The sequence below is a fragment of the uncultured Aquabacterium sp. genome (assembly GCF_913773725.1).
Taxonomy (GTDB): Bacteria; Pseudomonadota; Gammaproteobacteria; order Burkholderiales; family Burkholderiaceae_C; genus Aquabacterium.
On record NZ_CAJYGK010000053.1, the window covers coordinates 18,875 to 32,201 of the forward strand.

The window sequence follows — 13,327 nt, forward strand, 5'->3', positions numbered from 1 at the left end:
CGACAGGCCGGCCGCACCGCTGAACGGGTGTGGCCGCCGCGCACCGGGCAACCCGGTGGCGCGGGCTAGAATAAGGGTCTCCCATTGTCAGATGGGGGGCCTTTTTCCATTTCTGGAACCACATCGCTGGTCCCTTTCCACCACGCGCTTGTACCCATGACCGACGCCACCTCCCCTGATCAGCAGCCTGTCACCCCGCCCGCCGCGCCGGCCGACACGGGCTATGGCGAGGGCAGCATCCAGATCCTGGAAGGCCTGGAAGCGGTGCGCAAGCGCCCGGGCATGTACATCGGCGACACGTCGGATGGCACCGGTCTGCACCACCTGGTGTTCGAGGTGGTCGACAATTCCATCGACGAGGCCCTGGCCGGCCACTGCGACGACATCGTCGTGACCATCCACACCGACAACTCGATCTCGGTGGTGGACAACGGCCGCGGCATCCCGACCGGCGTGAAGATGGACGACAAGCACGAGCCCAAGCGCTCGGCCGCCGAAATCGCCCTGACCGAGCTGCACGCCGGCGGCAAGTTCAACCAGAACAGCTACAAGGTCTCGGGCGGCCTGCACGGGGTGGGCGTGTCGTGCGTGAACGGCCTGAGCAAGTGGCTGCGCCTGACGGTGCGCCGTGATGGCAAGGTGCACTACCTCGAGTTCAAGCAGGGCATCCCGCAAGACCGCGTGCTGGAACAGCGCGACGGCATCGAGATCAGCCCCATGAAGATCGTCGGGGACACCGACAAGCGTGGCACCGAGGTGCACTTCCTGCCCGACACCGAGATCTTCAAAGAGAACAACGAGTATCACTACGACATCCTGGCCAAGCGCCTGCGTGAACTCTCGTTCCTGAACAACGGCGTGAAGATCCGCCTGATCGACGAGCGCAACGGCAAGGAAGACAACTTCGCCTATGCCGGCGGTGTGAAGGGCTTTGTCGAGTTCATCAACAAGGGCAAGAGCACGCTGCACCCCAACATCTTCCACGCCACGGGCGACAAGCTCTCCGAGCAAGGCACGAACATCGGCGTGGAGGTGGCGATGCAGTGGAACGACTCGTTCAACGAGTCGGTGCTGTGCTTCACCAACAACATCCCGCAGCGCGATGGCGGGACCCACCTGACGGGCCTGCGCGCGGCCATGACCCGCGTCATCAACAAGTACATCGAAGACAACGAACTGGCCAAGAAGGCCAAGGTCGACGTCAGCGGTGACGACATGCGCGAAGGCCTGGCCTGCGTGGTGTCGGTCAAGGTGCCGGAGCCCAAGTTCAGCAGCCAGACCAAGGACAAGCTGGTGTCGAGCGAAGTGCGCGCGCCGGTGGAAGACATCGTGGGCCGCCTGCTGACCGACTGGCTGCTCGAGAACCCGATCGACGCGAAGATCATCTGCGGCAAGATCGTGGAGGCTGCACGTGCCCGTGAAGCCGCGCGCAAGGCCCGCGAGATGACGCGCCGCAAGGGCGTGCTCGACGGCCTGGGCCTGCCCGGCAAGCTGGCCGACTGCCAGGAAAAAGACCCGTCGCTCTGCGAGATCTACATCGTGGAGGGTGACTCCGCCGGTGGCTCGGCCAAGCAGGGCCGCGACCGGAAGTTCCAGGCCATCCTGCCCTTGCGCGGCAAGATCCTGAACGTCGAGAAGGCCCGCTACGAGAAGCTGCTGACCAGCAACGAAATCCTCACGCTGATCACGGCGCTGGGCACCGGCATCGGCCGCGGTGCGGGCGGCGACGACTTCAACCCGGACAAGCTGCGCTACCACCGCATCATCATCATGACCGACGCGGACGTGGACGGCGCCCACATCCGCACGCTGCTGCTGACCTTCTTCTTCCGTCAGATGCCGGAACTGGTGGAGCGCGGCCACATCTACATTGCCCAGCCGCCGCTGTACAAGGTCAAGCACGGCAAGCAGGAGCAGTACCTGAAGGACGCGCACGCGCTGGACGAGTACCTGACCAAGGTGGCGCTGGACGGCGCCGTGGTCGAGCCCGGCCAGGGCAAGCCGGCCATCACCGGCGAGGCGCTCAAGGAACTGGCCGATGCCTACGTGACGGCCAACAGCGTGGTCGAGCGTCTGGGCAACTGGATGGACATCGAGGCGCTGCGGGTCATTGCCAACGGCCTGACGCTGAACCTCGACACGCTGGAAGACGCCGAGAAGAGCGCCGCCGCCCTGAAGGCCGCGCTGCACAACGCCGAAGTGACAGCCGAGTTCGATGCCCGCAGCGACAAGCACATCCTGCGCATCAGCCGCATCTTCCACGGCAACACCAAGTACTCGATCATCACGCCGGATTTCGTGCACGGCGCGGACTACGAGGCCCTGGCCAAGGCCGGCACCACGTTCAAGGGCCTGCTGACGGACGAAGCCGTGGTGCGCCGCGGTGAAGGCGAAAAGGCCAAGGAAGCCAAGGTGGGCGATTTCCGCGCTGCCATGGCGTGGCTGATGCAGCAGGCCGAAAGCTCGGTGGGCCGCCAGCGCTACAAGGGCCTGGGCGAGATGAACCCCGAGCAGCTGTGGGAAACGACGATGGACCCGAACGTGCGTCGCCTGCTGCGCGTGCAGATCGAGGATGCCATCGAGGCGGATCGGGTGTTCACGATGCTGATGGGCGACGAGGTCGAGCCGCGGCGCGACTTCATCGAGACGAACGCGTTGAGGGCGACGAACATCGACGCGTGATGCGTTGAGGGGAGCGAACCATGGCGGTACTCGACCTCACGGCCCTGCGCTCGGCGATCACCTCGCTGGACGATGGGCTGGCTGTGGTCAGTGATGCAGCCTGGTTCAATGGGCAAGATGCCAAGGTGCGCAATACCCTGGTTGCCGGCGTGATCCAGAACTTCGAGTTCGTCTACGAAATCAGCATGAAGATGCTGCGCCGACAACTGGAGCTCGAAGCCGACAGCCCGGTCGATGTCGATCAGGCCAGCTTTCGGAAGTTGCTGCGCATCGCGGCGGAAAAGGGGCTCATTGACGATGTCGAAGCTTGGTTCGGCTTTCGACAGATGCGAAACATCACGGCCCACACCTATGATCACGCCAAGGCTCAGCAGGTGTACGCCGCCACGCAAGGTTTTCTGACGCACGCGCGTGACTTGCTGGCGCGTCTTGAAGCGCGCCATGGCTGATCAGCCTGAGGTGCCACGGGGGCTGAACGTCGAACCCCGCCACTGGAACATCATCCAGTCGATCCTGATGCAAGAGGTACCGGACCGGGAGGTCCGTGCTTTCGGGTCTCGGGTGAAGGCCTCGGCCAAGCCGCACTCCGATCTCGACCTGGTGGTGATGGGAGATGTCGCGCTCGACATTGCGACCCAGGCTCGGCTGAATGACGCGTTTGCCGAATCGGATCTGCCGTGGCGCGTGGATGTGGTCGATTGGGCGACCACGAGCGAGGCGTTCCGGGAATTGATCCAGCAGCACACAGTGGTGCTTCAGCAAGGGCGCTGAGGTTTCTTTCCCGTCGGGATGGGAACGGTTTTGTCACCTCATTCCGGCGGTCATGTGCTGTGCTTGCCGCTGGGGCGGTCGCGCTACCTTTCGCTGTGATCCTTCAAGCGGGTGCCGTTCTGAAGCCCGGCACCACCCCCACCAACTCCCTCGCCACCCCGATCGCCAGCCCCAGCTGCGCCCGCACCAGCTGCTGCAACGGCGCCTCGGGTGCCACATCGAACCCCGGCGCTTCCACCGTGCCCAGCTCGAACCGCCAGTCGTCAGCCTTCTGTGACCGTGCGGCCTCAATGGCCGTGGCCAGCCGCTTCAAGGCGTCCTGCAGCGCGGCCGCGGTCTCCAGCGTGGCCTGATCCAGGTCCCGCGCCCCGGGCTCGCCGCGGTGCGCGCCCAGCGCCGAAAGGTAGTTCAGCAACGTGTGCGAGCGCACCAGGAAGCGCCCGCAGGCATCCGTGTTCAGGCGCACGCCGGCCGGCTCCTTCAGCATGGCCGCCAGCGAGTTCGACAGCGCCGCATCGGCCTTGTGCATGTTGCGGCGGGCTGTGCGGTAGGCCAGGTGGTCCTGCTTGCCGGCCTGATACTGGCGCAGCACCTCGTCCAGATACCGCGCCTGCGTGCGCAGCGTGGCTGCAGCCAGGCCGTGCCATTGCCGCGCCTGCCAGGTAGGCAGCACCAGCCAGGCCGCGAGCGCGGCGATGGTGCCGCCGGCCACGGTGTCCAGCAGCCGGTTGGCCATCACACCCTCTGTCATGCCCAGCTGGTGGAAGGCCAGCAGCAGCAAGGTGGTGATGGCGGCCGTGCCCACGGTGTAATGCGTGCGGCGTGCGCCCAGAAACACGGCGCCGCTGACGGCAATCAGCACGCTGCCGGCCAGGTCACCGGGGAACAAGCGGGTCAGCGCCCAACCCAGTGCCAGGCCGATCAGCGTGCCGCTCAGGCGCTGGCTCAGGCGCTTGAGGGTGGCCGCGTAATGCGGCTGGCTGACGAAGGTGATGGTCAGGACGATCCAGTAGCCGTGCTGGTCGTTCGTGAGGGTCATCAGCCCGAAGCCCGCGAGCAGGGCCACAGCCAGGCGCACGGCATGCCGGAACAAGGGGGAGGCCACACGGGCCTGGGTCTTCACGCGGTGCCAGGCTTCCTTCAGCGTCGTAGGGTGGCTGTTGACCAGCGTGCGCTCGGTGGCGAGGGGGGCCGGGTCCTGCACCCGTGCCAGCACGGCGGCCTGCTCGGTGAGGTTGGCACCCAGCGCCTGCAGGGCCTGCAAGGCACGTCCGGGCGGCATGGTCTGCCGGGCCACCGCCATGGCGCCCTGCATGTCTTCGATGGCGCGCGTGGTGGCGCCCTGGTGCTTCGGTGGTTGCCGCCGCGCGATGGCTGCCGACAGCTTCAGGCACTGCTCGCCCTGCAGGGCCAGCACGCGCTGGCAGCGGTACAGCGCGTCCGAGCGGAAGAAGGCGTCGGACAGGGTCCTGTAGTTTTCGTGCGAGGACGAGGTGCGTTCGTGGATGTCCTGTGCCGACAGGTACTGGTGCAGCGCCTGCTGCAGCCAGCCCGGCGGCGTGCGCCGGCCCAGTCGGCAGAACAGGGCTTCCTTGGTCGTGTGCAGCGCGTCCACCACCAGGCCGTTGTACAGCGCCAGGGCCATGCGTCGCTGCTCGATGTCCACATCGTGGATGGGCTCGAGCAGCTTGGACTTGAGTTTCAGGTACTCGCCCAGCAGCGCGTACAGCTGCGCCAGCCGGTGCCGCACGGGCGGCCGCGCCACCGCGCCAGCCCAGATCACCGACACCAGCCCATACCAGGCCACCCCGCCGAACAGATAGGGCGTGAGCTGGCGCGCGGCCATGCGGTTGGATTGCATGGACAGCGCCACGTAGCTGAAGAACACCAGCGAGGCAAAGGCGATGGCGCGGTAGCGTTCCCCCACGGCCCCGGCCATGGTGAGCACGAAGGCACTCACGGCCAGGGCGCCGGCCAGCAGCGCAGGCCAGGGCTGGGTGAGGCTGACCAGCCCGGCGATCAAGGCGAACACCGCCATGGCGATGACCTGGGTGCGCAGACGGCCGCGCCAGTTGTCGTCGGTTTCCGTCAGGGCGCTGGCCACGACGCCCAGCAGCACCGGCATCACCTGCCACGACCAGTCTCGCTGCCAGCCCACCAGCAGCACCACGCTGAGCGCGAGCATGGCCCGCACGCCGTGCATCACGCCTTCATGTTGGCGGGCTTGTTTCCAGAGTTGGTTCCAGTCGGAGGTGAGGTGTTCGAGGCGCACGGATGAATCCTGCCACACGCGCTTTCTTGATCAAACTCAATGAATGCTAATGGTTCTCATTTCAGAATTCAGCGTGCCGCGCACTTGCTGCTTTGCCACGCCGTGGGGCGTGGTGTGCAGGCACCTCATCACAGGGAGTTTCGATGCGTCGTTTCATACACAAGGCCGCCTGCGCGGGCGCACTGCTGGCCACCATGGGTTCGCTGCATGCCGGTGAAGGCACGTTTGGCTGGCTGTACACCCTCGACCTGCAGCCCAAGGGCACGTGGGAATTCGAGCAACGCCTGCAGTACAACCGCGGCCAGGCCGGTGGCACCTACGACTTCTGGCAGGCGCGCACCGAGGTCGAGTACGGGGTCAATGAAAACTTCCAGCTCGCTGGCTACCTCAACACCAGCTTCACCAACGCCTACCGCAACTATCCCGCCACGGACGAGTTCCCCAACGGGGAAACCGGCGGCTGGGGCGTGGCCTATCCTGGCGACGGCCATTACCGCAAGTGGCGGGTCGAGGGCGTGTCGCTCGAGGGCATCTACCGCCTGACCAACCCGGTGATCGACCCGGTGGGCGTGGGTCTGTATGGCGAGCTGACGCTGGGCACCGTCAAGGACGAGTTCGAAGCGCGCCTGCTGCTGCAGTCCAACTTCCTGGACGACAAGCTGGTGCTGGCCAGCAACCTGGTCGCGGCGGTGGAAAAGGTGAAGTTCGTGAACGGCGAGACCGGCCCCGAGAGCATGTTCGACGTGCTGTTCGGCGCCACCTACCGCTTTGCCAACAACTGGACGGCGGGCATGGAGGCCCGCTATCACAACGACTACTACGGCTACCGCTACCAGACGCACACGCAGCGTGCCTGGTTCATCGGCCCGAACGTGCATTACGCCGAGAAGGACTGGTGGGTGACGGCCGCGTGGCGCTATCAGCCGACCGGCGGGAAATGCTGGGCGCCCAATGACGGCGAGTGCTCGGGCCGCCGCGTATGGGACAGCCACACCCGCAACGAGTTCATCGTCAAGTTCGGCATGCCGTTCTGAGGAGGCCCATGATGCAATGGAAACCGGCTGCCACCCTGGCGCTGATCCCCGTGGCGGCGATCATCGCGCCGGCCATCGCCCACGCCAAGATCTACGTCAGTGTCGAGGACACGCAGAAGCGCCTCTTTCCCGGCGAGAAGCTGGTGCAGACGCCTGTGGCGCTGACCGAAGCCCAGCGCGAACGCATGCGCGAGCTCTCGTCGGTGCGCGAGCCCTTCCGCGGTGAGCGCGTATGGCGCACGGCCAAGGGCGACTGGTTCATCGTCGATGAAGTGGTGGGCAAGCACGAGATGGTGAAGTACGCGCTGGCCATCCACGCCGACGGCACCATCAAGGGCATCGAGATCATGGAGTACGTCGAGTCCTACGGCTACGAGGTGGGCGAGGCCAGCTGGCGCAACCAGTTCGTCGGCAAGACCGGCGCGTCGACCCTGAAGCTCAACAAGGACATCCAGAACATCTCGGGCGCAACACTGTCGTGCAAGCACCTGACCGATGGCGTCAAGCGCCTGATGGTCATGCACGATCTGGTGCTCAAGGGCCTGAAGTGAAGGGTTTGATGTGAAAGCCTGCCGGCCTCATCTCGGCACCTATGTCGAGATCCGGCTCGCCGATCCGGGGCCGGAGCACGCCTTGTCGGCCGCGCTGTCCCAGGCCTTTGCGCGCATCGAACAGGTCCACCGCCTGATGTCGGTGTTCGATGCCACCTCCGATGTTGGCCGCATCAACCGCATGCGGCCCGGTGACACGCTTGCGGTGCACCCGTGGACGCACGAGGTGCTGGCGCTGGCAAAGGAGATCCATGTCGCGTCGGGCGGGCTGTTCGACTGTGGCGTGGCCGCGCGACTGGCCAGCTGGGGGCTGTTGCCGCCCGCAGCGGTGGAGGTGCCCGCTTCCTCGCTGGCCAGCCTGATCCTGACCCCCGACGGCGGCGTGCGTTGTGACGCGCCGGTGCAGATCGACCTGGGCGGCATCGCCAAAGGGTATGCGGTGGACCAGGCGGTCGCCGCTCTGCGCGAAGCCGGCGTGGCCGGCGGGGTGGTCAACGCGGGGGGCGATCTGCGCGTGTTCGGCGATGCGGAGGAAGACATCTGGCTGCGTGACCCGGCCGATCCCGCACACCTGCGCCATGCGGGCACCCTGCGCGACGGCGCCTGCGCCACGTCGGCCACCTATTACTCCCGCCGCACGGTCGAGGGCGAGGAGGTGTCGGCCCTGGTGGACCCGCGTACCGGGGCCGCGCTTCGCACCCGCAGCAGCTACACCGTCGTCGCGCCGAGTTGCGCCGTGGCCGATGCACTCACCAAGGTGCTGGCGCTGGCGGGCGAGCCCGGCCATCCCTGTCTGGCGGCCTACGGCGCCGAGTCCGTCGTGCTGTCACCTGAACCCTGTTCGCCATGAGCCATTCCAAACGCAGCCGCATCGGCTTGCTGCCCCGCTGGCAGCGCCTGTCTGCCCACCTGATCTTCACGGTGTGCGCCGTGTCCGGGCTGGGCTTTCTGCTGAAGCGCCAGGCGGGGTTGGACCTGGGTGAGGTGTCGGCCCACAGCCTGCTGGTCTGGCATGGCACGAGTTCGGCGCTGACGCTGGTGGTGCTCGGTTCAGTGCTGCCCGGCCATGTGCGGGGCGCCTGGAACGCCCGGCGCAACCGCGCCACCGGCGTGCTGATGCTGGCCGTGATGGTGGCGCTCATGGCGACAGGCCTGCTGCTGTACTACGGCAGCGAGGAGGCCCGCGACACCACGGTGCTCGTGCACTGGGCGGTCGGGCTGGCCGCCGTGGCGGCCTTTCCCCTGCACCTGGTGGTCGGGCGTCAGTACTTGGCGAAGTTGGCGTTGACCCGCTGATACAGGTAGTCCTCCGCCGTGATGGGCGGATGCGTGCCCTTCGGCCCCTGGATCACCACATCGCGGTTGGCCTGCGCGAAGAAGGCCACGCTGTACCGGGGGCCCTGGTATTCGTCGGGCCGGGGGTTGCGCACCCGGTGGAAGTTGGACGGCAGCACGTCGTCGCTCCAGCGCATCAGCATGTCGCCGATGTTGCACGTGATGACGCCGTCGGCGGGCTCCACCTCGGTCCACACCTGGCCATCGGCTTCCTTGCCGGGGCACACCTGCAGGCCGCCCTGCCCCGTTTGCTGGAACAGCAGGGTCAGGCAGTCGAAGTCGGTGTGGGCGCCGGCACGCCACAGGTCGAGCTTGTCCTTCAGTTCGGGCGCGATGGCGTAGTAGTGCAGCAGGCGCAGCGTACTCTGGTAGGCCGGCACCGACGGGTCATGGGCCTGCGTGAAGAAGGTGCGCTCGAAGCCCAGCTTGTCGGCAAAGCAGGACAGCACCTGCATGGCCAGCGTCCAGCACTGCTGCTCGAAGCCCAGCATGGTCTGCTGAAAGCCCGGCAGCTCGGCCTCGGTCGGCCACAGGTCGGCCATGTGCGGCCTCGTGATCTGGTAGCTCTCTTTCTGATCCGGTGTGCCGGTGGAAGGACGCACCTGCGCGCGGCTTTCCCAGCCCGCGTTGCAGCCCTTCTTCAGCGGATACCGGGCCTTCACGGCATCGGGCAGCGCAAAGAAGCGCTCGGCCGTGCGGAAAGCCTGCTGGATGTCATCCAGCGCGATCCCGTGGTTCACCAGCTGGAAAAAGCCCACCTCGATGGCGGCCGCCCACAGCTGTTCGGTGATCTCCTCGCGCCGCGCTTCGAAGTCGCTCACGTCGATGCGGCGCACCTCGCGCGCCCGCGTCTCGCCCAGGCCGCCCATGCGGGCTTCCAGTTTCAGTTCATCGAGGGTGTAGTCATTGAATCGAGGGTCGTTCATTTCGGTACTCCAAGCCTGAAAGGCCGATCAAGGCCATGAAAGACGAGGGACGATGCCGACCGGTTCAACCCAGGCTCATGGTTTGAGCCCGTTGCTGCGCCGACAGGCATGCATCGCCTCTTGAAGGACACGGCCGGCACCGCACGGGCACCCGCCACTTCAAGAGCAATGACCTGCCGGCCCGGGCCCGCGAAAGAACGGGCACTGCGCGGCTGAACGCTTCTACTCTCGCTGCATGCCAAGCAGGTTCTGCGCCACCCGATGGGCGGGCCCCGTGCGCCGAAATGAGGCTGGGGCGCGCCACGCTGGTGCGTGCCGTGCTGGCACGCAGGCTGCTTCAAGGGCGGCAAGAGTAGAAGCGTTCAGCGCACAGCCCTTGGTGGCAGGCGCCCGGAAATTGCTCTCGCATCCTGGCTGGTGCGCTCTGGCTTCAAAGAGCCTGGCGCGCCGGTCGGTGTCGACGAACCCTCATCCCGGAGCCCCTCGCCATGCACCGTCGCCACGTGCTGTCGGCCCTTGCCGCCACCGCTGCCCTGCCCCTCGCCAGCCTGCCCTCGCGCGTTCGCGCCCAACCGGGCAAGCCGATCCCGCTGCGCTTCACGCTCGACTTCCGCGTCACCGGGCAGACCGCCCCCTTCTTCCTCGCCCTGAGCCAGGGCTACTACCGCGAGGAAGGGCTGGACGTCACCATCGACGCCGGTGCGGGCTCGGTGGCGTCCATCACCCGCATTGCGAGTGGCGCCTACGACCTGGGCCTGGGCGACATCAGCGCCCTGATCGAATTCCAGTCGCGCAACGGCGATGCCGTCAAGGCCGTCTACCAGTACTACAACCGGGCGCCGTTCGCCATCATCGGCCGCAAGGACCGCGGCATCACGGCCGACTTCCAGAGCCTCAAGGGCAAGCGCGTGGCCGCCGCCGCGGTCGAGTCCACCCGCCGCCTGTGGCCCATGGTGGAGCGCAAGCTCAAGCTGGGTACAGGCCACTTCGACTGGGTGACCACCGACTTCTCGGTGCGCGACAACGTCATGGTGCGCGGCGATGTGGACGCGGCCACCTACTTCCACGACTCGGCCATCTCGCTGTTCGCCCGCATGCCGCAGGCCGAGCTGCAGGTGCTGCCCTATGCCAGTGCGGGGCTCGACCTGTACGGCAACGCCATCCTGGCCAGCCGCAGGCTCCTGGCCGAGCAACCCGATGCGGTGCGCGGCTTCCTGCGCGCCACCCACCGTGCCTTGAAGGAGACGCTGGCCAACCCCGAGCCGGCGCTGGCGGCCATCAAGGCACGCGAGCCCATCCTCGATCTGGCGGTCGAGCGCCAGCGCTGGGCCATCACCCGGCAGTACGTGGCCGGCGCCGAAACCCGCACGGAAGGACTGGGTGGCATCCACATGGCCCATGTCGGCCGCCAGATCGCCGGGGTCACCGAGGCCTTCGGTCTGAGCCAGGCGCCCACGGGGGCCCAGCTCTACGATCTGGGTAAGCTCCCACCCCTGTCCGAGCGGCTGGTGAAGGTGTGAACGACGGGCCTGCGTGGTAGGCTTTTCGACCATGCTGTTGCCCAACAAGACACCCTCTCACACCTGGCGCTTCTTCCGCGCCAGCGGCTTCGATCAGGTCCGCCTCGACACCGGCGCCGACCTGTTGAACCTGGCCCGACTCGACCAGAAACTGTGGGTGGCGCTGTCATGCCCGACACAGGGCGTGGAGTTCGATCCGCGCACGCTGGCGCAGATCGACACCGATGGCGACGGCCATGTGCGCGCACCCGAGCTGATCGCGGCGATCGACTGGGCCGCCACGCGCCTGAAATCGGCCGACACGCTGATTCAGGGCGGTGCGCTGGCGCTGGCCGACATCGACGACAGCCACGATGACGGCCGCAAGCTGCTGGCGTCTGCCCGCGGCATCCTGGCCAGCCTGGGCAAGGCCGATGCCCCTGCCCTGACGGTGGAGGACTGTGCCGATGTGGCCCGCATCTACGGGGGCATGGCCTTCAACGGCGATGGCGTGGTGACCGCAGCCGGCCAGGATGAGGCGTTGGCCGCGGCCATCGGCACCATCGTGGCGCAGCTTGGCGGCCAGCCCGACCGCAGCGGCGAGGCCGGTGTCAACCGCGACACCGTCACCCGCTTCTTCGACGAGGCCCGTGCGCTGGTGGCCTGGCGCGCGCAAGGTGCCCAGGCCGATCTGCTGCCCCTCGGGGCCGACACCGAGTCTGCGCACGCTGCACTGCAGGCCGTGCGCGCCAAGGTGGACGACTTCTTCACCCGCTGCCGCCTGGCCGCGTTCGACCCCCGCGCCGGTGGGCTGCTCAACGGCAGCGAAGACGACCTCAAGCGCATCGGCGCACAGGTGCTGGCCGGTGCCGGCGACGCCGATCTGGCCACGCTGCCGCTGGCCTATGTGCAAAGCGGTGCGGCCCTGTCGCTGACCACCGGGCTGAACCCGGCCTGGGCCGATGCGGTGGCCGCCTTGCGTGACCAGGTCGTGATCCCGCTGCTGGGCGCCCGCACCGAACTGACCGAAGCCGACTGGGCGCAGGTCAAGGCCCGCTTTGCCGCCCGCGATGCCTGGCTGGCCGCCAAACCGGCCACGGTGCTGGAGGCCATCGAGGCCGACACCCTGTCCGCCCTGGTGGCTGGCGACGCCCATGCCCGCCTGAGCGTGCTGCTGGACCAGGACGAGGCCGCCGCCGAACAGGCTGCGCTGATCGCCGATGTCGAGCGTCTGGTGCGCTATGTGCGCGACCTGGCCCGCCTGGCCAACAACTTCGTTTCGTTCACCGATTTCTACACGCGTCGTGACAAGGCCAGCTTCCAGGCCGGCACGCTTTACATCGACGGCCGCAGCTGCGACCTGTGCGTGAAGGTGCTGGATCCGGCGCGCCACGCGACGCTGGCCACGCTGTCCGGCGTGTACCTGCTGTACGCGGACTGCACCCGGGCCGGCCAGAAGCTCACCATCGCTGCGGCCGTCACCGCGGGCGACTCGGACCAGCTCATGGTGGGCCGCAACGGCGTGTTCTACAACCGCGAGGGCCGCGACTGGGATGCCACCATCACCAAGATCGTCGACCATCCCATCAGCATCCGCCAGGCCTTCTGGTCGCCATACAAGAAGGCCGTGCGCCTGATGGCCGAGCAGGCCCAGAAGTTCGCGGCCGCCAAGGCCAAGGCGGCCGATGACCTGGCCACGCAGTCCGTCACCAAAGCCGGTGACAAGGTCACCACGGTGCCCGCCGCGGCGCCCGCGCCGAACCAGCCCCCGGCGGCCTTCGATGTGGCCAAGTTCGCCGGCATCTTCGCGGCCGTGGGCCTGGCGGTGGGCGCCATCGGCACGGCGCTCGCGTCGGCGGTGACGGGCTTCCTCGGTCTCAAGGCCTGGCAGATGCCCCTGGCGCTGTTCGGCCTGATGCTGCTGATTTCGGGCCCGGCCATGGCCATGGCCTACTTCAAGCTGCGCAACCGCAACCTCGGTCCCATCCTGGATGCCAATGGCTGGGCCATCAACACCCGCGCGCGCATCAACATCGCGTTCGGCACGGCGCTGACGCAGACGGCCCGGCTGCCGGAAGGCGCCGACCGCGCGCTGGTCGACCCGTATGCCGACAAGAAGACCCGCTGGCCGTGGATCGTGCTGGCCGTGCTGGTGCTCGCCTGGGTCACGGCCTATGTGGTCGCGCCCGAAAAGGTGCACGAGCTGCTGCAGCCCCTGAGCGCACCGGCCGCTTCGGCACCCCAGGGCTGAGTGCCG

General features: G+C 67.3%; 11 protein-coding genes. 9 read left to right on the forward strand and 2 right to left on the reverse strand.

From position 1 onward, the window contains the following. Positions 1-156 precede the first annotated feature (156 nt). Genes gyrB through QZ709_RS05995 form a run of 3 tightly spaced genes read left to right on the forward strand, consistent with a single transcriptional unit; the run spans position 157 to position 3,453 of the window. Positions 157-2,682 (forward strand): DNA topoisomerase (ATP-hydrolyzing) subunit B, encoded by a 2,526-nt coding sequence (gyrB, locus tag QZ709_RS05985; RefSeq protein ID WP_294636344.1) that lies wholly within the window; start codon positions 157-159, stop codon positions 2,680-2,682. Positions 2,683-2,702: 20 nt separating this feature from the next. Next, positions 2,703-3,131 carry a nucleotidyltransferase substrate binding protein gene (locus QZ709_RS05990; RefSeq protein WP_294636345.1) on the forward strand — a complete coding sequence of 143 codons (429 nt, stop codon included), beginning with the start codon at positions 2,703-2,705 and terminating at the stop codon, positions 3,129-3,131. Beyond that, positions 3,124-3,453, forward strand: coding sequence for a nucleotidyltransferase family protein (locus QZ709_RS05995; RefSeq protein WP_294636346.1), 330 nt, complete (start codon positions 3,124-3,126; stop codon positions 3,451-3,453). Before QZ709_RS05990 ends, QZ709_RS05995 begins: the two co-directional genes overlap by 8 nt. Before the next feature lie 103 nt (positions 3,454-3,556). Here the strand turns inward: QZ709_RS05995 and yccS are convergent, their stop codons facing one another. After that, on the reverse strand, positions 3,557-5,725 hold the full coding sequence (yccS, locus tag QZ709_RS06000) for a YccS family putative transporter (protein ID WP_294636347.1): 2,169 nt from the start codon (positions 5,723-5,725) through the stop codon (positions 3,557-3,559). Between the two features lie 143 nt (positions 5,726-5,868). Between yccS and QZ709_RS06005 the strand changes: the two genes are divergently transcribed. From QZ709_RS06005 to QZ709_RS06020, 4 genes are read left to right on the forward strand one after another with little or no spacing between them, the layout of a single operon-like run. Beyond that, positions 5,869-6,759, forward strand: coding sequence for a DUF6662 family protein (locus QZ709_RS06005; protein ID WP_294636348.1), 891 nt, complete (start codon positions 5,869-5,871; stop codon positions 6,757-6,759). A gap of 8 nt (positions 6,760-6,767) precedes the next feature. Next, entirely contained in the window at positions 6,768-7,310 is a 543-nt protein-coding gene (locus tag QZ709_RS06010) for an FMN-binding protein (RefSeq protein WP_294636349.1), read from the forward strand. 10 nt (positions 7,311-7,320) lie between these two features. Further along, positions 7,321-8,160 (forward strand): FAD:protein FMN transferase, encoded by an 840-nt coding sequence (locus QZ709_RS06015; RefSeq protein ID WP_294636350.1) that lies wholly within the window; start codon positions 7,321-7,323, stop codon positions 8,158-8,160. Continuing rightward, positions 8,157-8,606, forward strand: a complete 450-nt coding sequence (locus QZ709_RS06020; RefSeq protein ID WP_294636351.1) for a hypothetical protein — start codon at positions 8,157-8,159, stop codon at positions 8,604-8,606. The genes QZ709_RS06015 and QZ709_RS06020 overlap by 4 nt, the downstream gene beginning before the upstream one ends. On the opposite strand, the gene QZ709_RS06025 is transcribed toward QZ709_RS06020, so the two are convergent. Then, complete coding sequence (locus QZ709_RS06025) at positions 8,573-9,571, reverse strand: 2-oxoglutarate and iron-dependent oxygenase domain-containing protein (RefSeq protein WP_294636352.1); 999 nt, start codon at positions 9,569-9,571, stop codon at positions 8,573-8,575. The two genes, QZ709_RS06020 and QZ709_RS06025, sit on opposite strands and share 34 nt — an antisense overlap. Before the next feature lie 488 nt (positions 9,572-10,059). On the opposite strand from QZ709_RS06025, the gene QZ709_RS06030 reads away from it, so the two are divergent. Together QZ709_RS06030 and QZ709_RS06035 are read left to right on the forward strand one after the other, a co-directional pair. Beyond that, entirely contained in the window at positions 10,060-11,091 is a 1,032-nt protein-coding gene (locus QZ709_RS06030) for an ABC transporter substrate-binding protein (RefSeq protein WP_294636353.1), read from the forward strand. A gap of 31 nt (positions 11,092-11,122) precedes the next feature. Next, positions 11,123-13,321 carry a hypothetical protein gene (locus QZ709_RS06035; protein ID WP_294636354.1) on the forward strand — a complete coding sequence of 733 codons (2,199 nt, stop codon included), beginning with the start codon at positions 11,123-11,125 and terminating at the stop codon, positions 13,319-13,321. Positions 13,322-13,327: the final 6 nt, after the last annotated feature.